Here is a 25625-nt window from a genome sequence, read left to right as displayed (position 1 = left end):
ACACCAGATGCGATCAGCTTTACGATTGCAGGCTCGGAGCCACTTCGCGCGCGACATTGACCAGCGCTGCGATCAGCGGCGTCATCGGGTCGCGCTGCGGAATCACCAGGCCAACGCTGTAATTGACCTCGGGGTCGACGATCGGAATCGTGCGGACCTTGTCGGACAGACCGAGGGTCTCGGCGAGCTTGGCCGGCATCACGCTGGCCCAGCGTCCGGTCTTGACATGGGTGAACAGTACCAGCAGCGAGTTCGAGGTCAGGGTGGGCGTCGCCTCGGCGCCGACCGAGCGCAGCGCACGGTCGATGATGCGGCGGTTCTGCATATCAGGTGTCAGCAGACACAACGGCACCTGCCCGACCTCGGTCCAGGTCACCGTCTCGCGGTCGCCGAACATCGCATCGGGCGCGGTGAGCAGGCGATAGCTCTCGTTGTAAAGCGGAATGGTGCGCACCTTCCCGATCGGCTCGTTCTCGATATAGGTCAGCCCGGCATCGACCTCGAGATTCTCGAGCAGCCCAAGCACCTCCGATGAGGTCGTCGAGCGGATGCTGAAACGCACCTCGGGATGCCGCGCGCGGAACGGCGTCGTCAGCGACGCGACCATGCCGAGCGCGGTCGGAATCGCCGCAATGCGGATCTCGCCGGAGAGCTGGCGCTTCAGTCCGTTGATCTCGTCGCGCATCGCGCGCGCATCGCCCACGATCCGCCGCGCCCAGTCGAGCGTTCGCTCGCCCTCGGGGGTAAAGCCCTGAAACCGGGACCCACGCTGCACCAGCATCACGCCCAGAATCTCCTCGAGCTGCTTGAGCCCGGTCGACATGGTCGGCTGGGTAACGCCGCAGGCCTCCGCGGCCCGTCCAAAATGCCGCTCCTTGGCCAGCGCCAGCAGCAGTTCAAGCTTGTCGATCAACCGTCCGTCCCCTGCGCATCTGTCGTGGCATGCAAGCTATCACGCCGGGCCTGCATCAACACGCAAAAACCCTCGAGCGATTCAAGTTTCATTACCTGATCGTATCGATCGATTGCGGTTTCCAATCGATCTGAATTCGCAATCGCAGCATGAGACAGCTTTATTGATCTTCGAACGATTCCAAATAGTTTGCGCGGAACGGACGCTCAATTTGAGAACGAAGAATGACAGCGGTTTACGAGCCTTGTTACGACTCTTGGGAAGAGACGCGCGGCGCGGAGATCATCGCCGAACATGCCGGTCAGGAAGGCGCGACCCTGGTGATTCTGCACGCGCTTCAGGAGGCATTCGGCTACGTGCCGCAGGCCGCGATTCCCATGGTGGCGCAGGCGCTGAACCTGTCGCGCGCCGAGGTCCACGGCGTCTTCACCTTCTACCATGACTTCCGCCACAAGCCGGCCGGCCGCCATGTGCTGAAGCTGTGCCGCGCGGAGGCCTGCCAGGCCGCCGGCGGCGATGCGCTGGCAGCGCGCGCCGAGGCGAAGCTTGGGGTCTCGCTCGGCAACACCACGGCGGATGATCGCGTCACGCTGGAACCGATCTACTGCCTCGGGCTGTGCGCGACCGCGCCGTCCGCGATGCTCGATGGCCGCCTCGTTGGCCGGCTCGACGAGAAGCGCATCGACGCGCTGGTCGCGGAGGCGCAGCGATGAACATGAAGATCTTCATTCCTCGCGATGCCGCAGCCATTGCCGTCGGCGCCGATGAGATTGCCGTCGCGTTCGAGCAGGCCGCGGCCATCAGCGGCCTGCCGGTCGAGATCATCAGGACCGGATCACGCGGGCTCTGCTGGCTGGAGCCGATGGTCGAGGTGGCAACGCTGAAGGGTCGCATCGCCTACGGCCCGGTCAGCGCAGAAGACGTCGCCTCCGTATTCGAGTCCATGGCGAGCGACGGACCGCACGCGCTGCGGCTCGGCGTTGCGGACGAAATTCCCTGGCTGAAGCGCCAGACCCGCCTCACCTTCGCCCGCTGCGGCGTGATCGATCCGCGTTCGCTCGAGGATTACCGTGCCCATGGCGGCTACAAGGGTCTCGAGCGCGCGCTGTCGCTGGTCCCGGACGCGATCCTCAACGAAGTAACGGCGTCAGGCCTGCGCGGACGCGGCGGCGCCGGCTTCCCGACCGGCATCAAGTGGAAGACGGTCGCGCAAGCCAAGGCCGATCGCAAATTCATCGTCTGCAATGCCGACGAAGGCGACAGCGGCACCTTCGCCGACCGCATGATCATGGAAGGCGATCCCTTCCTCGTCATCGAGGGCATGACGACATCAGGCATCACGGTCGGCGCCACCAAGGGCTACATCTACATCCGCAGCGAATATCCGCACGCGGTCGAAGCGATGAAGGCCGCGATATCAGCGGCAAGGCGGGGCGGCTATCTCGGCGACAAGATCGGCGGCTCGACGTACAGCTTCGATATCGAAGTGCGCGTCGGCGCCGGCGCTTACGTTTGCGGCGAAGAGACCTCGCTGCTGGAAAGCCTCGAAGGCCGTCGCGGCCTGGTGCGTGCCAAGCCGCCGCTGCCGGCGCATCACGGCCTGTTCGGCAAGCCGACGGTCATCAACAACGTGCTGTCGTTCGCCGCCATCCCCTTCATCCTTGCCGAAGGCGCCAGGGCCTATGCCGATTTCGGCATGGGGCGCTCGCGCGGCACCATGCCGATTCAGCTCGCCGGCAACATCCGCCACGGTGGGTTGTTCGAGACCGCGTTCGGCGTGACACTCGGCGAACTCGTCGATGACATCGGCGGCGGCACCTTCACAGGCCGACCGGTTCGCGCCGTTCAGGTCGGCGGCCCGCTCGGCGCCTACTTTCCGCGCGCGCTGTTCGACACCCCGTTCGACTATGAGGCCTTCGCCGCGCGCCACGGCCTGATCGGCCATGGCGGCATCGTCGTCTTCGACGACGGCGTCGACATGCGCAAGCAGGCGCGCTTCGCCATGGAGTTCTGCACCGTCGAGTCCTGCGGCAAGTGCACGCCCTGCCGCATCGGCTCGACCCGCGGCGTCGAGACCATCGACAAGATCATCCGCGGCGAGCGGGTCACCGAAAACCTGGCGCTCGTCGAAGACCTCTGCAACACCATGAAGTTCGGCTCGCTCTGCGCACTCGGCGGCTTCACGCCCTACCCCGTGCTCAGCGCATTGAGGCATTTCCGGGAGGATTTTGTCCCGGCCCCGACCACGCTTCAGGCCGCGGAATAGGAGAACGACCATGTCCCTGATCGAAGAAATCGACTTCGGCACGCCGCGCTCCAAGTCGGAAACGATGGTGACGCTGACCATCGACGGCAATGAGGTCACGGTGCCCGAGGGTACCTCGATCATGCGCGCCGCGATGGATGCCGGCCACCAGATTCCAAAGCTCTGCGCGACCGATATGGTCGATGCGTTCGGCTCCTGCCGGCTCTGCGTCGTCGAGATCGAGGGCCGCGCCGGCACCCCGGCCTCCTGCACCACGCCTGTGATGAACGGCCTCGTCGTCCACACCCAGAGCGAGCGGTTGAAGCAGCTGCGCAAGGGCGTGATGGAGCTCTACATCTCCGACCATCCGCTCGACTGCCTCACCTGCGGCGCAAATGGCGACTGCGAATTGCAGGACATGGCCGGCGCCGTGGGCTTGCGCGAGGTGCGCTACGGCTATGAGGGCGAGAACCACGTCTTCGCCAAGTCCGACGGCGAGATAAATGCCGCCTGGATGCCGAAGGACGAGTCCAATCCCTACTTCACCTATGATCCGTCCAAATGCATCGTCTGCTCCCGCTGCGTCCGCGCCTGCGAGGAAGTGCAAGGCACTTTCGCGCTGACCATCTCCGGCCGTGGCTTCGACAGCCGCGTCTCCCCCGGAATGAACGAGAGCTTCCTTGGCTCGGAATGCGTCTCCTGCGGCGCTTGTGTGCAGGCCTGCCCGACTGCGACGCTGACGGAGAAGTCCGTCATCGAGATCGGCCAGCCCGAGCATTCGGTGGTCACCACCTGCGCCTATTGCGGCGTCGGCTGCGCGTTCAAGGCCGAGATGCGCGGTGAGGAAGTGGTGCGCATGGTGCCGTACAAGGACGGCAAGGCCAATCGAGGCCACTCCTGCGTCAAAGGACGCTTTGCCTGGGGCTACACCAACCACGGGGAACGCATTCTCAAGCCGATGATCCGCGAACGGATCGAAGATCCCTGGAAGGAAGTGTCCTGGGACGAAGCGTTCTCGTTTGCCGCGGCCAAGATGCGCGGCATCCAGAAGAAGTACGGGCGCGATGCCATCGGCGGCATCACCTCGTCCCGCTGCACCAATGAAGAAACCTATCTGGTGCAGAAGCTGATCCGAGCCGGCTTCGGCAACAACAATGTCGACACCTGCGCGCGCGTCTGCCACTCGCCGACCGGCTACGGGCTTTCGGTCACCTTCGGCACGTCAGCCGGTACGCAGGATTTCGACTCGGTGGAGGACACCGATGTCGCCGTCATCATCGGCGCCAATCCGGCCTCGGCTCACCCCGTCTTCGCCTCCCGCCTGAAGAAGCGGCTGCGTCAGGGCGCCAAGCTGATCGTGATCGATCCGCGACGCACTGAAATGGTGGAATCGCCGCACGTGAAGGCGCTGCATCTGCCCTTGATGCCCGGCACCAACGTCGCGGTCGTCACCGCGCTGGCGCATGTCATCGTCACCGAAGGCCTCGTCGACGAAGCCTTCGTGCGCGAGCGCTGCGACTGGAGCGAGTTCGAGGAATGGGCCGCCTTCGTCGTGCAAGCGAAGCACAGCCCGGAAGCCACCGCCATCCTCACCGGCGTCGATCCGAAAACGTTGCGCGAAGCGGCTCGCGTCTACGCCACCGGCGGCAACGGTGCGATCTATTATGGCCTCGGCGTCACCGAACACAGCCAGGGCTCGACCACCGTCATCGCGATCGCCAACCTTGCGATGGCGACCGGTAACATCGGCCGACCCGGCGTCGGCGTGAATCCGCTGCGCGGCCAGAACAACGTGCAGGGCTCCTGCGACATGGGTTCGTTCCCCCACGAGCTACCCGGCTATCGCCACATCGCGGGCGATGCCGTGCGCGAGCAGTTCGAGGCGATGTGGGACGTCAAGCTCAACCCCGAGCCGGGCCTGCGCATCCCCAACATGTTCGATGCCGCGATCGAAGGCACGTTCATGGGCCTCTACGTGCAAGGCGAGGACATTCTCCAGTCCGACCCCAACACCAAGCACGTGGTGGCGGCGCTGTCGGCGATGGAATGCGTCATCGTTCACGACCTCTTCCTCAACGAGACCGCGAACTACGCTCACGTGTTCCTGCCCGGCTCGAGCTTCCTCGAGAAGGACGGCACCTTCACCAATGCCGAGCGCCGTATCCAGCGCGTCCGCAAGGTGATGTCGCCGAAGAACGGCATGGCCGACTGGGAGGTCACCATCGGCCTTGCCAAGGCGATGGGCTTCGAGATGAACTACAGCCATCCCTCCGAGATCATGGACGAGATCGCGGCCCTGACGCCGACCTTCACCGGCGTCTCCTACGCCAAGCTCGACGAGCTCGGCTCGGTGCAGTGGCCTTGCAACGAGACGGCGCCGGAGGGCACGCCGGTGATGCATATCGACGGTTTCGTCCGGGGCAAGGGCAAGTTCATCATCACCGAATATGTCGCGACCGACGAGCGCACCGGCCCCCGCTTCCCGCTGCTGCTCACCACAGGCCGCATCCTCAGCCAGTACAATGTCGGCGCGCAGACAAGGCGCACCGAGAACGTGGTCTGGCACGCCGAGGATCGGCTGGAGATCCATCCGCACGATGCCGAGTTGCGCGGCGTGCGCGACGGCGACTGGGTTCGGCTGGCGAGCCGCGCCGGCGAGACCACGCTGCGCGCGGAGATCACTGACCGCGTATCGCCTGGTGTCGTCTACACCACCTTCCATCATCCGGACACGCAGGCCAACGTGATCACGACCGACTATTCGGACTGGGCGACCAACTGTCCCGAATACAAGGTGACGGCGGTGCAGATCTCGCCTTCGAACGGCCCGTCCGACTGGCAGAAGAGCTACGACGAGCAGGCCCGGCAGTCCCGCCGCATCGCGCCCGCCGAGGCCGCGGAGTAGCCGCATGCACGTGCCGGTCCAGGCCCTCGACCGCGAGATCTGGCGCGACGGTGTCACGTCCGAAGGCACGCGGCTGATCCCTGAGGAAACGCCGCTGGCGCTGACCTACAATGGCGGCACCTACGCCGTCATGATGGGGACGCCGCAGAACCTGGAAGATTTCGCCGTCGGCTTCAGCCTGGACGAGGGCATCATCGGATCGGTTGACGACATCAAGTCCCTCGATGTCGTTCGCCTCGATGACGGCATCGAGCTGCGCATGTGGCTCGGGCAGGACAACGCCGCACGCGTCAGCGAACGCCGCCGCCACATCGCCGGTCCCACCGGTTGCGGCATCTGCGGCGTCGAGTCGATCGCCGAGGCCGTGCGGCCCGCCGCTGTCGTGCCGCAGGGGCAGACCTTCGCGCCACAACAGATCATGACGGCGATGCAGGCGATCGCGCCCCTGCAATCGATCAACATGCAGACCCGCGCGGTGCATGCAGCCGCCTTCTGGTCGGCCTCGAACGGCATCGTGGCGCTGCGCGAAGATGTCGGCCGTCACAACGCGCTCGACAAGCTCGCCGGCGCGCTGGCGCGCAGCCGGACGGACGCAAGCACCGGGGTCGTGCTGCTGACGAGCCGCCTCTCGGTCGAGATGGTGCAGAAAACGGCCGCCATCGGTGCGCCCGTCATGGTCGCGGTCTCCGCCCCTACCGCGCTTGCCGTGCGCACCGCGGCTGCGGCCGGCATCACGCTGATTGCAATTGCCCGCAGCGACGGGTTTGAAGCGTTCACGCACCAGGGCCGCATCACGGCTCATCGTGCTCCGGAGATCATTGATGTCGTCGCCTGCTGACCGCCTCATCTACATGGCCAACCAGATCGGTACGTTTTTTCGCAGCCAGGGCCACGACAAGGCCGTGCCTGGGATCGCCGACCACATCAAAAAGTTCTGGGATCCCCGCATGAAGCGCGCGATCTTCGCACATCTCGATGCCGGCGGCGCGGGCCTCGAGCCGAACGTGCTCGAAGCCCTGACCTCGCTCAAGCAGACGACGTCCCTTCCGGAAGCGCACTGAACACGCGCCGCAGCTCGCGCTGCGCTTCCTTTTCTCGGCTGAATGCCCCATCCTTTTGGGACCCGCCACGAGGATGGATTTTCATGACGCGGAACATCCGGCTTCGCCCCATCGCGATGCGCCTGACGGCTGCGACCTGGCTTGCACTTGGACTCAGCTGGACCGCCGGCAAAGCTCTCGCCGACGACCGGCCATGGCTCGATCGCACGGCGCTGCGGCCTTGGCCGCGGTCCTGTTCGGCGACGTCAATCCGAGCGGCCGGCTGCCAGTCACCTGTCCAGCCAAAGACGAGAACTTGGACGCGTCGATGGATCGCTGCAGCTCGGCGATGCAATGCCTCGGCCTATGAAGCGCCACCTTCCACGATCTCCCGGAATACCCTTCTCACCTCGGCCTGCGTTTCCCGCACCCGCGCCTCCAGCGAGGAGAAATCCGGCGCGTCGCCGGCGCGTGCCATCACGCGCTGAAGGTCGGTGCCCGCCGTCTCCGGCTTGAAGCGGTCGCTGACGCAGAGCCGCAGGATCTGCGTCAGATCGTGATAGAGCCGCGCCGCCGCGCGCAGGATTTCCGCTTCCGAGTGCGACAGCACGCCGAGCCTTGCGGCATTTTCCAGCACCTGCACCGTTCCGACGTCGAGAATGTCAGGCTTGTGATGGGCGTGCACGAGCTGGAGATATTGCGCAATGAAGTCGATATCGACCATGCCGCCGGAGGCGTATTTCAGGTCCCAATGGTCGGTCTCGCCCTTCTCCTGTGCGATGGCACGACGCATGTCGGCGACGTCGTTGGCGGTGATCACGGGGTCGCGGCGGCGGGTCAGGACCTCTCGGATGATGCGCTCGATCCGCGCAGCAAATTCGGGCGACGCCGAGACCACGCGCGCGCGCGTCAATGCCATGTGCTCCCAGGTCCAGGCCTCATTGGCCTGGTAGTCCGCGAAGGAGACGAGGCTCGATGCCACCGGACCTGCGCGCCCCGAGGGCCGCAGCCGCATGTCGATCTCATAGAGCACGCCGTAATTGGTGCGGGTGGTGAAGGCGCTGATCAGACGCTGGGTGAAACGCGCGAAATAATGCGCGCCCTGGAGCGACTTCTCGCCGTCGGAGTCCGGATTGTCGCTGTCGAAATCGTAAAGCAGGATCAAATCGAGATCCGAGGACGCCGTCATCTCGCGGCTCCCGAGCCGGCCCATCGCGATGATGGCGGTCTGCTGGCCCTTGATCCGCCCGTGCTGGTCGGCGAAACGCTCGGCGACGAGGCCGTGCACGGTGTCGACGATGCCTTCCGCGACATCCGCAAAGGCCGTGCTCGCCTGCTGCGCCGAAACGGTGCCCGAGAGAATGCGCGTGCCGATCAGGAACAGGCTCTCCTGTCCGAACAGACGCAGGCGGTCCAGAAATTCCTCGTAGGAGCTCGCGTCCTGCACCGTGGTCGCCAACCGCGCCGACAATTCCTGCTTGTTCGGCATCGCGCCGAAGAAGCGCGGATCGATCAGGCCATCCATCAGCTGCGGCTGCCGCGCCAGCATCTCGCCCAAGCGGGGCGCCGCGCCAAGCACGAGAGCCACGAGCGCGACGAGGTCGCGGTTCTGGCCGAGCAGCGTGATCAGCCGGCCGCCGCGCTGGAGCGCCCGGAGGAAATGGTCGAACGCCACGACGGCGCGGTCCGGCTCCTCGGCATGCGCGAGACCGTCAATCAGCGCCGGCACGAACTCGACAAAGGCGTTCCGCGTCTGCTCGTTGCGGAACACGCGATAGTCGCCGATGAGCCAGTCGCAGATGGTCTGCGCCACGGCGGCGGGCTTCTTGAAGCCGAGCGTTGCCAAATGCTGAAGCAGGCGCGGATCGTCCGGACCAGCCCGATAGTCGATCGGGGGCAGGCTCGCTGAGCCGGCCGGATCGTCGCCTTCGAACAGTTTTTGGTAATGGCCCTGGACGATCTCGAGCTGGCGCAGCAGATCGCGCGCGAACGTCTCGCGGCTCTCATACCCGAAGAACCAGGCGAAACGTTCGACCGCCTCCTTGGCCTCAGGCAGCGCATGGGTTTGCTCGTCCGCGATCATCTGGAGGCGATGCTCGACCCGGCGCAGGAATTCGTAGGCGGTGGTCAACTCGTCACGTGCGGAATCCGTGATCCAGTTGCTGGACGCGAGAATGTCGAGCGCGGCGAGCGTCGGCCGCACCCGCAGCTCCGGATTACGGCCACCGGCGATGAGTTGCTGGGTCTGGGCGAAGAACTCGATCTCGCGGATACCGCCGCGGCCGACCTTGACGTTGTGGCCCTCGACGGCGATCTCGCTCTGGCCGCGGTAGGTTTGCATCTGCCGCTTCATATCGTGCACATCGGCAAGCGCGGCGAAATCGAGATGCTTGCGCCAGACAAAGGGCGCGATTTCGGCCAGCAGCGCCTCGCCTGCCTTGGGATCGCCGGCGCAGGCCCGCGCCTTGATCATCGCGGCGCGTTCCCAGGTGCGCCCTTCCCGCTCGTAATAGTTCAACGCCGCGTCGCGGGAGATCGCGACCTGGGTCGAGGAGGGATCGGGCCGCAGCCGCAGGTCCACCCGGAACACATAACCGTCGTAGGTGCGCTGCTGGAGGATGCGCGCCATGCCTTGTGTCACCCGGACGAAGAACGGTTGCGGCTCGATGTCTGGCGCGAGCGTCGTGGCATCGGGGTCGAAGAACACGATCAGATCGACGTCGCTGGAATAGTTCAGCTCGCCCGCACCCATCTTGCCCATGGCAAGCACGATCAGGCCGCAGCCCTCTTCCGGCGCCTCCGGATCCGGCGGCTGGATTTTTCCACGTGCGGCTTCCTGTCGCAGCAAATATTGGAGCGCAGCCTGCACCGCGGAGACAGCGAGGTCGGTCAGCGCGGCCGTCACCCGCATCACCGGCCAGACCCCGCCGATGTCGCACAGCGCGATCAGGAGCGCCGCCTCCGCCTTCATGCGACGGAGCAGACGCATCACCTCGGCTTCGTCAGGTGCGGCCAGCACAGCGGCCCTCGCTTCCGCGATCAACGTAGCGAGATGCGTATCCGGTTCGCATTCGAGCAGCCGGACCAGGCGCGATGGATCAGCGCGCATCAGATCAAACAAATAAGGCGAGAATTCCGCGATTCCGCAGAGAACAGGCCGGGCAAAGCGATGGACCAGCAGCGCTTCAACACGGGCCCGTTGTGCGGGCTCGAGTTCGGTCAGCCAACTTTCAAAACGTCGTTCGTCTGATGCGGAAGCGGCAATATGGGGAGCCTCCGCGAAGCGGGCGGCGAGGCTCTCACCATGCTTGTCCGCGTTTCCCGGCGCGGAGTGGTTCATGCCACCTTCTGTGGCACATCCGCTACTGGAGGAGCAACCCTGTCGCCCGCACCGGCGCGCGCCGGCAGCAGCAGCGTGGCGACGAGACCGGGCTGCGCGTCGCTCAGCCGCAATTCGCCCCCATGCAAGGTGGCGACGGCAGACGCGAGACTGAGGCCGAGGCCCGAGCCCGGCATGGTGCGGCTCGCCTCCAGCCGCACGAACCGCTCGACGACGTGCTTGCGGTCGGCTTCGGGGATGCCGGGGCCGTGGTCGGTGACACTCAGCAGCACCTGATCGCCTTCGCGCCTGGCCTCGATCGTGATCTGACGTGCGTCCATGCTGATCACTGACCCCGCCGACTGGGTGGCGGGCTTGCCGTACTTGATCGCGTTCTCGACGAGGTTGGCGAGCGCCTGGCTGATCAATTCGCGGTTGCCGTGAATGGGTGCAGCCTGGGTCTTGACCTTCAAGGTCATGCCGTCGTCTTCGGCGAGCGGCTCGTAAAGCTCGTGGATTCCGCCGGCGACATCGGCCGCATCGAAATCATCCATGTTGCCGCGCGCCTGGCCGGACTCCGCGCGCGCGATCATCAGCAGCGCGTTGAAGGTACGGATCAGCCCGTCGGATTCCTCGATGGTGCGTTCCAGCGCCGCGCGATAATCGGTCTCGCAACCCGATTTCGCCAGCGCCTCCTCGGCGCGGTTGCGCAGGCGCGTCAGCGGCGTCTTGAGGTCGTGGGCGATGTTGTCCGAGACCTCTTTCAACCCCGCCATCAGCGCCTCGATCCGCTCCAGCATGGCGTTGAGGTTCTCGGCGAGGCGGTCGAGCTCGTCGCCGCTGCGCCCGACCGGCAAGCGCTCGCTGAGATCTCCGGTCATGATGCGATGCGCCGTACCTGACATCGCGTCGATGCGCGTCAGCACCCGGCGCGCGACGAAGACGCCGCCGCCGAGACCAAGCACGACGACGATCAGGATCGACCATTGCGCCGCCTTGGCGACGATGCTGAACAAGCGTCGCCGCTCGGCGAGGTCGCGGCCGATCAGGAGACGGAAACCGTTTTCCAATTCGGTGACGCGCACCAGCGCGCGATGGTCGCGGTCATCCGCATCCTCGAGGCGCCGGTAGGCGGTCTCCGACCAGCCGCGCGTCGCCATCACGCCAGGGGCCAGCGAGCCGACATTGCCGGCGACCGCCTGTCCGGTCGGCGTGGTGACGAGGTAGAGATTGGCGCCCGGTCGCAGCGCCCGATATTCGATCGTGCGCACGAGGCCGAACAGGCCGCGGCGTCCGTAGATCTCGTTGATCTCCGCGGTCTCGGAATTGACCGTCTGGGTGATCTCCTCGGTGATCAGCCGCCGCGTGTTCCACGCGAAATAGCCGAGCAGCGAGGCGGCGAACATCGCGAACAGCAGCAGATAGACCAGCGTCAGCCGGAATGCCGTGGTGCGGACGAGTTTACCGAATGCCGTCACGGATCATGTACCCGGCGCCGCGGATCGTGTGCAGCAGCGGCCGCTCGAATCCCTTGTCGATCTTGGAGCGCAGCCGCGAAATGTGCACGTCGATCACGTTGGTCTGCGGATCGAAATGATAGTCCCAGACGTTCTCCAGCAACATGGTGCGCGTGACAACCTGTCCGGCATGCTTCATCAGATATTCGAGCAAGCGGAATTCCCGCGGCTGCAGCGTCAGCTCGTCCTTGCCGCGGGCGACGCGGTGGGAGAGCCGGTCGAGCTCAAGGTCGCCGACACGGTAGAGCGTGTCTTCCGCCGGGCCGCCGCGGCGGCGCGACAGCACTTCGACGCGGGCGAGCAACTCGGCGAACGAATACGGTTTCGGCAAATAGTCGTCGCCGCCGGCGCGCAGTCCCTTGATGCGATCGTCCACCTGGCCCAGCGCGGAGAGAATCAGCACTGGCGTCGGGTCGTCCTTGTCGCGCAGCGCACCGATCAGAGACAGCCCGTCGCGCTTGGGCAGCATGCGGTCGACCACCAGCACGTCGTAATCGCCGTTCTCGGCCATGGCGAGGCCCTCCTCGCCGTCGCCGGCGTGGTCGGCAATATGCCCGACCTCGCGAAACGCCTTCACGAGATAGTCGGCGGACTCGCGGTCGTCTTCAATGATGAGGAGGCGCATCGTGCGTTCGGCGGCGGTCAAGGAGGTCAACCTTCTCTAAACATGGCGCGAGCGGCAATCGCATGCAAGCCAGGCGAACCAGACCTGGCCAGGCAAAAAGGGCGGGCGGTGAAGCTGGGGGGACCTCACCGCCCTAGGCCTTCCGACGGAGGGGGGCGTAATTCCACCGGAAGGTAGGCGCGGGGAGCAAGCGTTGCGCTGCTCCCCGGAAGAGTGCCGACGGCGGGGGCGACTGATGCCGGCGACACCTTCATTTCGTAAGCCTCCTGAGGCGCCTTAGCCCTTGGCGATGGGCACCGCGACGAAGCGCGACTGGCCGCCGCTCTTCACGCGCATCAGGACGCTGTTCTTGTTGTCGGAGCGGGCCGTATTGATGGCCTCGCGGACGTCGCCGGCAGTGCTCACGCTCTTGCCGCCGACTTCGAGAATCACGTCACCCTCCTTGAAGCCGCGCTCGGCCGCGGCGCTCTTCGGATCGACTTCGGTGACCACAACGCCGTCCTTGCCGGCGCCGGCGACGGAGTTGGCGGGCGCAACCGTCATGCCGAGCTTCGGCACATCGGTGCCCTTGCTCGCGCCCCTGCCGCTGTCGTTATCGGTGTCGGCCTTGGCCTCGACCGTGTTCGGCAGCTGGCCGAGGGTGAGGTTCACGACCTTGTCCTGCCCCTTGTGCAGAACGTTGAGCTTCACGGACGCGCCGGGTGCCATGCCGCCGATAGTGCGGGCGAGCTCGCGGGCATCCTTGACGGATTCGCCGTTGACCGACGTGATCACGTCACCGGATTCGATGCCAGCTTTTGCAGCCGGGCCATCCTTCTGCGGCTCGGCCACCAGCGCACCTTCGGCCTTTTTCATGCCGAGGCTGTCGGCGATGTCGGATGTCACGGGCTGGATCTGCACACCGATCCAGCCACGGCTGACCGAGCCCTTGTCCTTGAGCTGGGCGACCACGCTCTTCACCGTGTTGGCGGGAATCGAGAACGCAATGCCGACGCTGCCGCCGGAAGGCGAGTAGATCGCCGTGTTGACGCCCATCACCTCGCCGTCGGTGTTGAAGGCCGGACCGCCGGAATTGCCCTTGTTCACGGGGGCGTCGATCTGGATGAAATCGTCATACGGGCCGTTGCCGATGTCGCGGCCGCTGGCCGAGACGATACCGGCGGTCACGGTACCACCGAGGCCGAAGGGATTGCCGACCGCGAGCACCCAATCACCGATCCGCGGCTTGCCGTCGGCAAGTTTCGCGAACGGGAAGTTGGAGCCGCCCTCGACCTTGATCAGGGCAAGGTCGGTGCGCTGGTCGGTGCCGATCACTTTGGCACTGTAGGTCTTGCCGTCGTCTGTGGTGACCTCAACCTTGTCGGCGCCGTCGACGACGTGGTTGTTCGTCACGGCAAATCCGTCCGCCGAGATGAAGAAGCCGGAGCCCTGGCCCTGCACGACGCGGCCACGGCCGCCCTTCAGACCGGGGATGCCATCAGGACCGCCGAAGCGACGGAAGAAGCGCTCCATCGGCGAGCCTGGCTGGAACGGCGAGGCGGAATCATCGCCGTCATCATTGCTCGCGGTCTTCTCCTTGATGTTGACCTTCACCGAGATCACCGAGGGCTTCACCCGCTCGACGATGTCGGCAAAGCCGATCGGACGCTCGACCTTCTTGACCTCGTTATTGACCTGCGCATGCGCCGGGCTGGAGAACAAATCGGCGGGCGACGTCGACGGGCTGAAGCCATGAACGGCGACGCCGAGACCGGCGACGACCGAGGCCATCAGCGCAATTCTGCGCGCGGAAAACACCGAACGGCGGGGCTGCCGGTAGGACGGAAGGTTCGTGAGGTCGGGACGGTCGGTCATACGGAGGTCTCCAGGGCCTTGAAATTCATGCGATGCCTGACAGCGGCACCTTACGGACCTGAACATGGGGATCTCCGCCTTACCGTGGGCTGGCTGCGAGGTTAAACTTTTGTAATGAAGGCCGCCAGCGCTGCGGCAGTTTGGCGCAGGTTAAAAAAGCGCAGATTTACAGGAACTTATGAGGGTTCCGGCAACCGCCGCCGAAGCGCTCTTGTCGCCGGTTCGCTGACGGGCCAACGAGCCGAGGCCGTTACCGCGATGGGGCGTCGTCGGACGTCAGGGCGGCGAGCCGCGCCTCTTCGTCGGGCGTGAGCGGCAATGCTGCACCATCAGCGCCACTTCGCGCGCGGCGCCGGTTTTGCCACCACAGCGCAAGCCCGCCGGCAGCCAGCAGCACAGGCGCGAGCAGCCACAGCAGCATGGTCTGCCGCTCGAAGCGCGGCTTCAGCAGCACAAACTCGCCGTAGCGCGCGACCAGGAAGTCCAGCACCTGGGAATTGCTGTCGCCCGCTGCGATGCGCTCGCGCACCAGCAGCCGCAGATCGCGCGCCAGCGGCGCATCGGAATCGTCGATCGACTGGTTCTGGCAGACCATGCAGCGCAGCTCGCGCGACAATTCGCGCGCGCGCGCCTCCTTCACGGGATCCGACATGATCTCGTCGGGCTGCACGGCATGCACCGCAGGCGCAGCCAGCAGCACAAGCGCAACGATCGCGGCCATCATCCGGCGCATCGGGTCACTCCGCCGGTTGCAGGCGTTGCCTGGCCCGCGCCGGTTTCGGCGCGCCGACGCGCAAGCGCCGGTCGGACAGCGACAGCATGCCGCCGAATGCCATCAGCACAGGCCCCCACCAGATCAGCAGCACCATCGGCTTGTGATAGATGCGCACGGCGATCGCGCCATCAGCGGTGACGTCACCGAGCGAGATATAGAGCTGGCTCGCACCGCGGGTCAGCAGCGCAGCCTCGGTGGTCGAGGAGCCCCGCGTGGTAAAACTGCGCTTTGACGGCGTCATGACGCTGAGCGCATCGCGACCCCGGCTGACGTTGAACTTGGCGACCATCTCGCGGTAGTTCGGCCCCTGCCGCTCGAGCAGCCCGTCGAGCTTCAGATCATAGCCAGCCACCTGCGCGACGTCGTTCGGCTTCATGGTCGCGATATATTCGCTGTTCCACGTGGTCTCGCAGACGATCCCGATCAATGCGATGCCCAGACCGGCATGCGCAAGGGCGCCCCCCCAGGTCGAACGTGGCAGGCCGCGGGCGCGGTGCAGCGCCGTGACAAACGGCAGGCGAAACAGGCCGGTTCGCTCGGTCAGGTCGGTTGCGGCGCCAGCGACGACGAAGACACCAAGCCCGATGGCCAACGGCGCGAGCGCACTGCCGCCACGGGTCCAGGCCCAGACAATGGCAACCACGATGAGGCCAGCGACGCCCGCCGCGAGCAGGCGCTGGGTGACCCCGAGCAAATCGCCGCGCTTCCACGCCAGCATCGGCCCGAACGGGACGGCGATCAGCAGCAGAGCGAACAACGGCACGAAGGAGAGATTGTAGAACGGTGCGCCCACCGACATCTTGAAATCGGCGAGCACTTCCATCGCCAGCGGATACAGCGTGCCGAACAGCACGACTGCGCAGGCGACGGTGAGCAGAAGATTGTTCAGCACCAGCGCGCCCTCGCGCGAGATCGGCGCGAACAGGCCGCCCTGCTTCAACGACGTCGCGCGAGCCGCGAACAGCGACAGGCTGCCGCCAATGAAGAGGCAGAGGATCAGCAGGATGAAGACGCCGCGGGTCGGATCGTTGGCGAAGGCGTGCACGGAGGTGATGACACCCGAGCGCACGAGGAAAGTGCCGAGCAGCGAGAGCGAGAAGGTCAGGATGGAAAGAAGGATGGTCCAGACCTTCAGCGCGTCGCGCTTCTCCATCACCAGCGCCGAATGCAGCAGCGCAGTGCCGGCGAGCCACGGCATCAGCGAGGCGTTCTCGACCGGATCCCAGAACCACCAGCCGCCCCAGCCGAGCTCGTAATAGGCCCAGTAGGATCCCATCGCGATGCCGAGCGTCAGGAAAATCCAGGCGACCAGCGTCCACGGCCGCACCCAGCGCGCCCAGGCCGCATCGATCCGCCCCTCGATCAGCGCCGCGATCGCAAAGGAAAACGAGATCGAGAAGCCGACATAGCCGAGATAGAGCATCGGCGGATGCACGGCCAGACCAATGTCCTGAAGCACCGGATTGAGGTCGCGCCCCTCGATCGGCGGATTGACGATGCGCAGGAACGGATTGGAGGTGATCAGGATGAACAGATAGAAGGCGCTCGCAATCCAGGCCTGGACGGCCAGCACGTGCGCGCGCAGCGACAGCGGCAGATTGTTGCCGAAAGCCGCAACGAGCCCGCCGAACAGGGCCAGGATCGACACCCACAGCAGCATCGAGCCTTCGTGGTTTCCCCACACGCCGGTGATCTTGTAGATCAACGGCTTCATGGAGTGGGAGTTCTCGTAGACGTTGGCGACGGAGAAATCCGAGATCACGTGCAGCGTCACCAGCGCGACGAACGAGGCACCGACGAACAGCAATTGTGCGAGCGCCGTGGAGCGCGCCACGTTCATCAGCGCGGGATCGCGCAAACGCGCCCCGATGACAGGCACGATGGACTGGATCAATGCCAGCGCGAGAGCCAGCACCAGGGCGTAATGTCCGGCTTCCGCGATCACCGCACGGCTCCCTGCGAATTGCCCTGCGCGGTCGTCGCCGCAGGCGTGATGCCGTTGGAAGCTTTGGCGCCGTAATCGTCCTTCCAGTGCCCCTGCTTCTTCAGGGCGTCTGCGACGTCCTTGGGCATGTAAGTCTCATCGTGCTTGGCGAGCACGGTGTCGGCCTTGAATACGCCATTGGCGTCGAGCGCGCCCTCGGCGACCACGCCCTGCCCTTCACGAAACAGATCGGGCAAGATGCCCTTGTAGGCGACGGGCAGCTTGGCACCGCCATCGGCAACTTCAAACGTCACCGCGAGATCGTCGCCGCGCTGGAGCGAACCCGGCTGCACCAATCCGCCGAGGCGAAAACGCTTGCCGGGCTGAACGTGCTTCTCGGCCACCATGGTCGGGGTCGAGAAGAACACGATGGAGTCGCGCAACGCGTTGAGCACCAGCGCCGCCGCGAGCGCGAGCACGGCAAGCGAACCGCCGATGATGATCATACGTCGCTGCTTGCGCGTCATGGCGTATCGGTTCTCCGCTCGTCTCGTGCTGCAACCGTCATCCGTCGAGCCCGAGAGTCTTGAGGCCTTCGTTGAGCTGGCGCAGCCGCTCGGAATCCTTCGCGACCGCCTGGCGCGCATCGGCCGAGGCGCCCATGGCCTTGTCGCGATCGCCCATCACCAGATAGGCGCGTACCAGACGCAGCCAGCCCTCGACGTCGTCGCCGTTCTGCTTGAGGCGCGTGGCGAGGCGTTCGACCATGCCGCGGATCATCGCGTTGCGATCACCGCCGTTCATGTCCCTGGAAGCCGCGATGGTCTCGTCGGACAGTGCCGGCATCGTCACGCCGCCACCCCCGACCCGCGCGAGCGAGGTCTGTACCAGGGGGCGCCACGGCGCATTCGCCGGTGCTTTCGCCAGCAGCGCGCGCCAGATATCGGCCGCGTCATCCCTGCGCCCGTCCTGCTCGGCAGCAAGGCCCAGGAAGTAGTTCGCCTTGGGGTCGTCGGCATTGAGCGCATGCGCGCGCTCGAACTCGGTCTTGGCTTCTGCCGTCACCACGCCGCTGGCTGCGGCTGCAATCGCCTCGCCCAGGTCGGAACGGCGCTCCGCACTCTCGCCGTTATAGGTGATCGAATTGCGATAGGCGCGCACGGCCTCGTCGAAGCGGCCGAGCCGCTCCAGCACCGGCGCAAGCACGTTCCAGCCGCGGCCATCGGTTGGATTCTTCTCCAGGTGTTGCTGGACCTGTTCGACGAGGTTCTCGAGCGACTGCGCCATGTTGGAGCCGGCCCCGCGCTCGCGCTGCGCCAGCGGGAAGTCGCCAAGCGCGGGCGAGCCGAGCGGAACGTAGATCCCCACCGCCGCCAAAGGCAGACCGATCAGCGCCAGCACGGCAGCCGCGCGGCGCCATTTCAGACTGGAGGTCGACACCAGCTCCGCCTCGCTGCCCGCGGCGGCGAGCAGCCTGCGGCTGATCTCGACGCGCGCGGCCTCGGCTTCGGGTCGCGCGATCAGTCCCGCGGCGAGATCACGCTCGATCTCGGCCAGCTGGTCCTTGTAGACCGTGACCTCGCTGCCTTGAGTGTCAGGACGTCCGCCACGGCCGAGCGGCCAGAGCACGGCGAATATCGCCGCGACCGTCATCAGCGCGAACACGAACCATAGCGTCATCTGGCAAGCTTCCGGGGGCGCGCGATCCGCGCCTACAGGTGGCTTTACACCACGGCCGGACAATGCGGCAATTGACAATTGTCAATTTGGCGCGAGCGCACACAGTCCCGAAATGGTGACAATCCAACGGCTTAGATGATCTCGAAGTCGGCGCTTCGAGCGGCGTCCTCGCCGTGCCCGTTGATGGCCTTCAGGAAGTATGTTCCGGGCGCGATTGCGTCGGGCAGGCGAATGCGCAGCGCGCCAAGCGGAACCTGGGATGTGATCCGTGTGGCGGTCTCGGGCAGCCGCCGACCGCTTGCCTTCTCGACCAGCACCAGCTTCGCGCCGACCATCAGACGCTGATATTTGGCAACAATGATACGGTTTTCGATTTCGATGGAGCTGATAATGGGTTTCATGCGCCCGCAGATAGCAATTCCAAAAACTTGCACGGAACCGTAGGGCCCTCACCTGGCATCGTCAATTAGAAATTGTGATTTCAATAGAATGCACCTGGATCAGCTTGCGCGCGTCGATTTTCGCTCGCCCGTGGCCGCGTTCTCCGCGGCACGGCTCATCAGCGAGGCGTAATCGTCGCCGAACAGCACCTGGCAGAAGCGGATCGCGGCCTGCACCTGCTGCTGACGGTAGGTGCGAACCTTGTGATCGGCGCCGCGCAGCGACTGCACCGCCTGCTCGGTCGACCGCTCCACATATTGCTGCAGGTCGGAATAGGTACGCAGCGTCACCTCGTTGATCGCAAGCTCGCTGGCATAGTTGCGACAGGTGGCGACGAAGTCGATCAGCGCGACGGTTTCCTCGACTTCTGTGGTATCGACCCGGGCGCCCCGGCGGAATGTCCTTCTCCGGACGTTGGCGCAGGATGCGGCGAACGCGGCCGGGAACACTGTCGATCTCCGATTGCAGGGCGTTGGAGATGTCGGCGCGGATCGAGGTCAGCTGCTTGCCCCAGGGGGAATCGTTGCGCAGGTCGAGCTCCGTGCGCAGGCCGCGGACGCCGTCGTGCAGCGCTTTGAGATTGTCGGCGACCGTCTCGAAATGGCCGCGCTTGATGTCCATGCGCAGATTGGCGGCCACGCGGGACAGATCGTGCAGGGCCATCGTGACGGCGACGCCATAGGGCGTGGCCGCGACGCGGATCTCGTCATCGGAGGCGGCGATCTTGATGGCAAGACGAATGATCTGCCACGGCGCGGTCATGCGCTGGACGACGAGCGATAGCGCAAAGGGCAGCATCTGCGGGGTCTGAAGCACGGGAATATTCAGCGCAGACGTCACGGAGGCGATCTGGGGATCGCCGAACGTACGCAGGAAGCGCGGCAGTTTTTCGTTCAGCGTGGCCATGGCCTCGCGAACGGCGAGCACCGCGCCGATCGAATAGAGATCCTCGATCACGTTGGGCGGACCGACGCGGGCGAGCGCGCGCGACTTGTCGCCGCCGCCCGGTCCCGTCAGCTGGAAGATGGCGTCCGCAGCCACGGCCTGGAGCTTGAGCGTCAGTGCCTCGACCTGGCCCGAACTGTCAGTTGCCGGCATGCGCGCCAGGACTGCTTCGAACTCGTTGATCTTGTCCGGGGCACCGTCGCGGCCAAGCCATTGCCAGATCGGATTCAACGAGGACCGCCGGATCTGGCCGACACGGATCGGAGCGCCGGCTTCGACCAGGAACGGTTCCACAATCCGGAACAGCAGCCGTGACAGGTCGTCGGTACGCGGCGGCGCTGCTTCGTCGGCCTCCGTCTTGCGCACGATCTTGCGAAGTTGCTCGAGCACCAAGGTCGCCACAGCCGTGTCCTGGCCGCGCTCGAGCGCGCGTTCGAACTCCCGCATCAGCAGCGCCTGCGCCTGCGGCGGGAGCTGCGCGAGATAGTCCCTCAACCGCTCGATCGATGTCTGGCTCATGCGCCCGGGTAATGCACGGTAAACTGGCGACGTAGGATGCGTCCCGCCCCGATCATAGGCGGGCGCGCCTTAAGAAGCCGTTGAGGAAGTCGCTCCGAAACCCCTCCGGTTTCGCCCGACAGCCCAAATAGCGGTTTGGGAACAGAGGATTATATTCCGGGCAGCACCAGCTCGGCCCGCAAGCCGCCAATCGGCGCGCTGCCGAGCGAAAGACTGCCGCCATAGAGCGCAGCGAGGTCGGTCACGATGGACAGCCCAAGTCCCGAGCCCGGCTTGGATTCATCCAGCCGCTGGCCGCGGCGGGAGGCCTGGGCGCGCTCGGCCTCGGAGAGGCCGCGCCCGTCATCATCGACGATGAGCCGTAGCCTGGGGCCTGTGCCTGCACGGGTCGGGGCCTCCACCAGCGCCTCGATGAGAACGCGCGAGGCCGCCCATTTGCAGGCATTGTCGACGAGGTTGCCGACCATCTCCTCCAGATCCTGCTTCTCGCCCCGGAATTTCGCGGCCGGATCCGCCTTGGCCTCCACAGTGATGCCGCGGCCGCGGTGGATCTTCTCCATGGTCCGCCGCAGCGCCTCGATGGCCGGCGCAACCTCCGTCACGGTGCCGACGATCGAGACCCTGGCTGCGATGCGAGCGCGCTCCAGATGGTGGGCGAGCTGGTTACGCATCACATCGGCCTGCTCCATCACCTTGGCCGAGAACGGATCGGCGGCATGCGCGCCGGCCTCGTTGACGATCACCGACAGCGGCGTCTTGATCGCATGGGCGAGATTGCCGACATGGGTGCGGGCGCGCTCGACGATCTCCCTGTTGGCATCGATCAGCGCATTGGTCTCGCGCGCCAGCGGCGCGATCTCCACCGGAAATTCGCCTTCGAGCCGCTCGGCCCGTCCGGAGCGGATATCGGCGATGGATTCGGAGATGCGCTTGAGCGGCGCAAGGCCGAAGCGGACCTGGAACACGGTCGTCAGCAGCAGCACGATCCCGAGCGCGGTGAAGGTGCCGCCAAGATAGTAGTCGAAGCTGCGTGTCTCATCGAAGATCTCGGTGTCGTCGCCGGCGACGCTGACAAGGTATTTGCCGTCGGCGCCGAGATCGACGGGACGCTCGACCATGCGCAGGTTCTGCCCCTCGGGCCCGTCGACGTAAGCGAGACGAATGCCGGCTGCGGTGAGCTCGGCGCCCTGGTCTTCCAGCTTCGGCAGCTTCTTGTCCCAGAGAGAGCGTGAGGAGCGCACCTCCGGCTTCTCGGTGTCGGTGCGTGTGATCTGCCAGTACCAGCCGGACAACGGCAGCTCGAACAGGGGCTCGCCCAGCGACTGGAACTGGCGATCCGGCGGTTCATCGGGCGTTGCGACCTCTGCGATGAGGGTGCGCAGATAAAGGTTGAGCCGGCGATCGAAGGCGCGCTCGGTCGCATTCTTGTAGACTGACGACAGCACCACGCCGGTTATGGCCAGAATGACCACGAGCCAGGCGGTCGCCGACAGGAACAGGCGGTTCGCAAGCGAGCTGGCGGGCATCGGAATGATCCCGGAGGCGCGAGGTGGTGGCATGGCGTCGGCGGTCATATCAAGGACCAAGGCCCGTGTCGGGCCGCCCGTCAAGCCCACACCGCTCAAGCACCCGGCGTCGGCGGCGGGGTCAGGAGATAGCCGAGGCCGCGGACGGTCTGGATGATGTCGACATCGAGCTTCTTGCGGATGCGGCCGACGAAGACCTCAATCGTATTGGAGTCGCGATCGAAGTCCTGGTCGTAGAGATGCTCGACCAGCTCGGTGCGCGAAACCACCCGCCCGGAATGGTGCATGAGGTAGGCCAGAAGCCGATATTCGTGCGAGGTCATCTTGACCGGATTGCCCGACACGCTGACGCGGCCGGTGCGGGTGTCGAGAGTGACGGGGCCGCAGCTGAGTTCGCTCTGGGCATGGCCGGTGGAGCGGCGCAGCAGCGCGCGGATGCGCGCCAGCACCTCCTCCAGATGGAACGGTTTTGGCACGTAATCGTCGGCGCCGGCGTCGAAGCCCTGCACCTTGTCGCTCCAGCGGTCGCGCGCGGTGAGGATCAAAACCGGCATGGTGCGACCGTTGCGGCGCCAGGCCTCCAGCACCGAGATGCCGTCCTTCTTGGGCAGGCCGATGTCGAGCACCACGGCGTCATACGGTTCGTTGTCGCCGAGATAGTGCCCCTCCTCTCCGTCGAAGGCACGGTCGACGACATAACCGGCGTCCGTCAGCGCCTTTGTGAGCTGGCGATTGAGATCGGGGTCGTCCTCAACAACAAGCAGGCGCACGCTTCTCTCCAGAAATAGACTGCACGATCGATTGCCAGAGATGATCAATTCCGGCGTGAACTGGATATGAACGCGGGGAACCACCGGCGTTACTTTTTGGTCATATACGACGTGTCAGGAACAAACGCGACTACGCCCGCCAGCCCACCGGACGGACCGGAAGCATGGCGGGCGCAATGTGCCGCTGATAGCGGCTGGTCGGAAGGTCCGCCCTTCCCGCTGTTTGAGCCGTCAGGTCCTGAAGAATACGAACCAGATGACGGCAAGAATCAGGATCGCTAGCCCGGTCGAGATGGCGAGCAGCGCGGCCACGGAGGGCCCGGGTTCGCCCTGGCGTGCCTCGGTCGCGGTTTCGACGATCCGGTTCTGCTCTCGCGTGGTTGCCATGACGCCCTCAATCTCTCGGTGCCGCCCCCGGTGACCGCGAGTTCTTCGCAGCCAGTGTCGGAAGCCAACGCCCGATCCGATTTGATGTTCCGGTTTTTGGGACTGAATCGGCCCGAACCGCAGGGGCAGCGACTGGTTAACGCAGTTGCAAGATTCCGATCCAACCTGTGTAGGATTCGGTGTTCCCCGATGGTATTCTCATAGGTCTGTCCCCGTTGCGTTTGGAGTAGCCCATGGCCCCCCGCGCCAATTGGAAGGGTTTTCTGCGTCTCTCGCTCGTGACCTGCCCGGTCGCGCTGTATCCGGCCACATCGGATACCGAGAAGGTCTCGTTCAACCAGATCAATCGCAAGACCGGCCACCGGATCAAATATCTGAAGGTCGACGCCGAGACCGGCGACGAGGTGACCTCCGAGGACATCGTCAAGGGCTACAAGGTCGATACCGACACCTACATCGAGGTCACCAAGGACGAGCTCGACGATATCGCGCTCGACTCCACTCACACGATCGACATCGACGAGTTCGTGCCGAAGACCGACATCGACAACCGCTATCTGATCCGCCCCTATTACCTCGTTCCCGACGGCAAGGTCGGCCACGACGCCTATGCGGTGATCCGCGAGACCATCCGCAGCATGGACAAGGTTGCGATCGGCCGTGTGGTATTGACGAATCGCGAGCACATCATCGCGCTCGAGCCGCTCGAGAGCGGGCTGATGGGCACGCTGCTGCGCTATCCCTACGAGGTGCGCAGCGAGACCGAATATTTCGACGAGATCCAGGACGTGAAGCTGACGAAGGACATGCTCGACCTCGCCAAGCACATCGTGGAGAAGAAGTCCGGGGCGTTCGAGCCGGAGTTGTTCGAGGATCATTACGAGACCGCGCTGATCGATCTCATCAACAAGAAGCGCAGCGGTGCGCCGATCGCGGTCAAGTCCACGCCGAAGAGCGGCGGTAACGTCATCAACCTGATGGACGCGCTGAAGAAGAGCCTCGCCAGCGAACAGGAAGCGGCGCCCGCCGCGAAGGTCGCCAAGGAGACGGTCAAGGGCAAGAAGCCGAAGAAGCGCGTGGCGGGCCAGCGCGAGATGCTGCTGCCGATCTCGGGCAAAGCCGGCAAGGACGCAGCCGGCAGGGAAGCGGCGCCCAGGAAGGCCGACAAGCAGGTGCGTGCGACGACGCGAGCGAAGAAGGCCGGCTGACGCCATCGCATCGCCGATCGCGCCGTGACGTCTTCCCTCACCGATCGGGCGTCCTGACATGCCCTGGTCGACGCCGTTCGACGATCCGATCGGCCTGCGCGGCGGCGCCAAGCTGCGCACCTTGCAAGAAGCTGCCGACTTCATCATGCAGCTGCCCGAGGCTGAGCAGCAGGAGCCGCGCTGGCAGACCGCGATCGAGATGCTGATCAACGCAGCCGAGGCCGGCGGCGGCTGGCGGATATTCGCTCGCATCGCCATGCTACGCGCGTTGAACGCGGATAGCAGGCATCGATGAGCCGCGCTCGGCATGCTGGCCCGACCGCTCGACGAACAGCCTCAACAAACCCTTAAGCGGCTGGATCACTTGTCGCCGCACCGGGTATTCCTACGGGACGCAAAATTAACCGATGATTCCCCTTGCGTGCATCAATGTCCGGCCGTCGAAAAACCGGGGGTCGCACGACCGTGCCGCAACAGGACGCCAGAAAGAACTACATCGGCATCGTGAGTGACACCGCCGAGGACGATCGCATCGCCGACACGGCGGTGCAGGCGCAGCCGCATGTCGTGAACTATCTGGTCGGTCGCCTTGCGGCCGCGCTGGGACGCCCTGCAAAGGTTGCGCCCGGACGCTCCACCTCGAGTTGAGCACGTCCCGCTTCCGTCCATTTGAATTGGATAATGAAACGTTCGTTTAACGGCTGTTACGTTAAGAAACGACAGGCTACGTCGGCCGCACCCGATTTTGATGCGCGAAAAGCGCCTCGCCGATCACCTTACCAGTTTGATAACGACGCGCGCCTACATTGGACCGGACGAACAGGAGTTGGCGATGATTGTGCTCAGGTCTTTTCTTGCCGATGAGAAGGGCGCCACCGCGATCGAGTACGGCCTGATCGCCGCCGGTATCGCACTCGCCATCGTCACCGTCGTGACCAACACGGGCAGCGCCCTCCTCAGCAACAAGTTCAACGCGATCAGCACGGCCATGAAGTAACGCCGAGGCGTCATCATTTGTGACGCAGCGCGCGT

General features: G+C 65.1%; 23 protein-coding genes and 1 pseudogene. 10 read left to right on the top strand and 14 right to left on the bottom strand.

The window, feature by feature from the left end; translation table 11 throughout:
- Window positions 1-19 precede the first annotated feature (19 nt).
- Window positions 20-913 (bottom strand): LysR family transcriptional regulator, encoded by an 894-nt coding sequence (locus ACVW16_RS30295; protein ID WP_456734581.1) that lies wholly within the window; start codon window positions 911-913, stop codon window positions 20-22.
- A gap of 224 nt (window positions 914-1137) precedes the next feature.
- Between ACVW16_RS30295 and ACVW16_RS30290 the strand changes: the two genes are divergently transcribed.
- The 6 genes from ACVW16_RS30290 (at window position 1138) to ACVW16_RS30265 (ending at window position 7473) form a co-directional block, all read left to right on the top strand.
- Window positions 1138-1626, top strand: coding sequence for a formate dehydrogenase subunit gamma (locus tag ACVW16_RS30290; RefSeq protein ID WP_456734580.1), 489 nt, complete (start codon window positions 1138-1140; stop codon window positions 1624-1626).
- Window positions 1623-3179, top strand: a complete 1557-nt coding sequence (locus ACVW16_RS30285) for a formate dehydrogenase beta subunit (protein ID WP_456734579.1) — start codon at window positions 1623-1625, stop codon at window positions 3177-3179. The genes ACVW16_RS30290 and ACVW16_RS30285 overlap by 4 nt, the downstream gene beginning before the upstream one ends.
- 10 nt (window positions 3180-3189) lie before the next feature.
- Window positions 3190-6063 (top strand): formate dehydrogenase subunit alpha, encoded by a 2874-nt coding sequence (gene fdhF / locus ACVW16_RS30280; protein WP_456734578.1) that lies wholly within the window; start codon window positions 3190-3192, stop codon window positions 6061-6063.
- A gap of 4 nt (window positions 6064-6067) precedes the next feature.
- Window positions 6068-6901, top strand: a complete 834-nt coding sequence (fdhD, locus tag ACVW16_RS30275) for a formate dehydrogenase accessory sulfurtransferase FdhD (RefSeq protein ID WP_456734577.1) — start codon at window positions 6068-6070, stop codon at window positions 6899-6901.
- Window positions 6885-7124, top strand: a complete 240-nt coding sequence (locus ACVW16_RS30270; RefSeq protein ID WP_456702657.1) for a formate dehydrogenase subunit delta — start codon at window positions 6885-6887, stop codon at window positions 7122-7124. The genes fdhD and ACVW16_RS30270 overlap by 17 nt, the downstream gene beginning before the upstream one ends.
- 73 nt (window positions 7125-7197) lie before the next feature.
- Window positions 7198-7473, top strand: coding sequence for a glycoside hydrolase family 3 C-terminal domain-containing protein (locus ACVW16_RS30265; protein WP_456702656.1), 276 nt, complete (start codon window positions 7198-7200; stop codon window positions 7471-7473).
- Here ACVW16_RS30265 and ACVW16_RS30260 read toward each other — a convergent pair.
- The 13 genes and pseudogenes from ACVW16_RS30260 to ACVW16_RS30200 form a co-directional block, all read right to left on the bottom strand.
- Entirely contained in the window at window positions 7468-10443 is a 2976-nt protein-coding gene (locus ACVW16_RS30260) for a bifunctional [glutamine synthetase] adenylyltransferase/[glutamine synthetase]-adenylyl-L-tyrosine phosphorylase (RefSeq protein WP_456734576.1), read from the bottom strand. The two genes, ACVW16_RS30265 and ACVW16_RS30260, sit on opposite strands and share 6 nt — an antisense overlap.
- Window positions 10440-11900, bottom strand: a complete 1461-nt coding sequence (locus ACVW16_RS30255) for an ATP-binding protein (RefSeq protein ID WP_456702654.1) — start codon at window positions 11898-11900, stop codon at window positions 10440-10442. The genes ACVW16_RS30260 and ACVW16_RS30255 overlap by 4 nt, the downstream gene beginning before the upstream one ends.
- A complete protein-coding gene (locus tag ACVW16_RS30250; protein WP_092226828.1) occupies window positions 11884-12564 on the bottom strand; it encodes a response regulator transcription factor in 681 nt (226 codons plus the stop codon). The genes ACVW16_RS30255 and ACVW16_RS30250 overlap by 17 nt, the downstream gene beginning before the upstream one ends.
- Before the next feature lie 276 nt (window positions 12565-12840).
- Window positions 12841-14418 carry a Do family serine endopeptidase gene (locus ACVW16_RS30245; RefSeq protein ID WP_456702652.1) on the bottom strand — a complete coding sequence of 526 codons (1578 nt, stop codon included), beginning with the start codon at window positions 14416-14418 and terminating at the stop codon, window positions 12841-12843.
- Window positions 14419-14668: 250 nt separating this feature from the next.
- Window positions 14669-15151, bottom strand: coding sequence for a cytochrome c-type biogenesis protein (locus tag ACVW16_RS30240; protein ID WP_456734575.1), 483 nt, complete (start codon window positions 15149-15151; stop codon window positions 14669-14671).
- A gap of 4 nt (window positions 15152-15155) precedes the next feature.
- Entirely contained in the window at window positions 15156-17138 is a 1983-nt protein-coding gene (locus tag ACVW16_RS30235) for a heme lyase CcmF/NrfE family subunit (RefSeq protein ID WP_456702650.1), read from the bottom strand.
- On the bottom strand, window positions 17135-17644 hold the full coding sequence (ccmE, locus tag ACVW16_RS30230; RefSeq protein WP_456702649.1) for a cytochrome c maturation protein CcmE: 510 nt from the start codon (window positions 17642-17644) through the stop codon (window positions 17135-17137). The genes ACVW16_RS30235 and ccmE overlap by 4 nt, the downstream gene beginning before the upstream one ends.
- 37 nt (window positions 17645-17681) lie before the next feature.
- Window positions 17682-18797: a c-type cytochrome biogenesis protein CcmI gene (gene ccmI, locus ACVW16_RS30225; RefSeq protein ID WP_456734574.1), complete on the bottom strand. Its 1116-nt coding sequence runs from the start codon at window positions 18795-18797 to the stop codon at window positions 17682-17684.
- A 131-nt stretch (window positions 18798-18928) separates the two neighbouring features.
- The gene (locus tag ACVW16_RS30220) at window positions 18929-19198 is read right to left on the bottom strand and encodes a hypothetical protein (RefSeq protein ID WP_456738138.1); all 270 of its coding nucleotides are present in this window, start codon (window positions 19196-19198) and stop codon (window positions 18929-18931) included.
- A gap of 99 nt (window positions 19199-19297) precedes the next feature.
- Window positions 19298-20702 (bottom strand): annotated as a pseudogene (locus ACVW16_RS30215) (hypothetical protein).
- A 149-nt stretch (window positions 20703-20851) separates the two neighbouring features.
- Window positions 20852-22228, bottom strand: coding sequence for an ATP-binding protein (locus ACVW16_RS30210; protein ID WP_456734573.1), 1377 nt, complete (start codon window positions 22226-22228; stop codon window positions 20852-20854).
- Window positions 22229-22323: 95 nt separating this feature from the next.
- Entirely contained in the window at window positions 22324-22998 is a 675-nt protein-coding gene (locus ACVW16_RS30205) for a response regulator transcription factor (RefSeq protein WP_092226734.1), read from the bottom strand.
- A 231-nt stretch (window positions 22999-23229) separates the two neighbouring features.
- Window positions 23230-23385, bottom strand: coding sequence for a hypothetical protein (locus ACVW16_RS30200; protein WP_177242965.1), 156 nt, complete (start codon window positions 23383-23385; stop codon window positions 23230-23232).
- A 233-nt stretch (window positions 23386-23618) separates the two neighbouring features.
- Here ACVW16_RS30200 and ku point away from each other — a divergent pair, with 233 nt between their 5' ends.
- The 4 genes from ku to ACVW16_RS30180 all read left to right on the top strand — a co-directional run bounded on the left by ku (window position 23619) and on the right by ACVW16_RS30180 (window position 25590).
- The gene (gene ku, locus ACVW16_RS30195) at window positions 23619-24593 is read left to right on the top strand and encodes a non-homologous end joining protein Ku (RefSeq protein ID WP_456702645.1); all 975 of its coding nucleotides are present in this window, start codon (window positions 23619-23621) and stop codon (window positions 24591-24593) included.
- A gap of 58 nt (window positions 24594-24651) precedes the next feature.
- Complete coding sequence (locus ACVW16_RS30190) at window positions 24652-24888, top strand: hypothetical protein (protein ID WP_456702644.1); 237 nt, start codon at window positions 24652-24654, stop codon at window positions 24886-24888.
- Between the two features lie 134 nt (window positions 24889-25022).
- Window positions 25023-25241, top strand: a complete 219-nt coding sequence (locus tag ACVW16_RS30185) for a hypothetical protein (protein ID WP_456734572.1) — start codon at window positions 25023-25025, stop codon at window positions 25239-25241.
- 184 nt (window positions 25242-25425) lie between these two features.
- Entirely contained in the window at window positions 25426-25590 is a 165-nt protein-coding gene (locus ACVW16_RS30180) for a Flp family type IVb pilin (protein ID WP_456705227.1), read from the top strand.
- Window positions 25591-25625: the final 35 nt, after the last annotated feature.

The organism is Bradyrhizobium sp. USDA 4474 (assembly GCF_054057515.1).
Note: the sequence above shows the minus strand (reverse complement) of the source record. Positions and strands in the feature narration are given on the sequence as shown.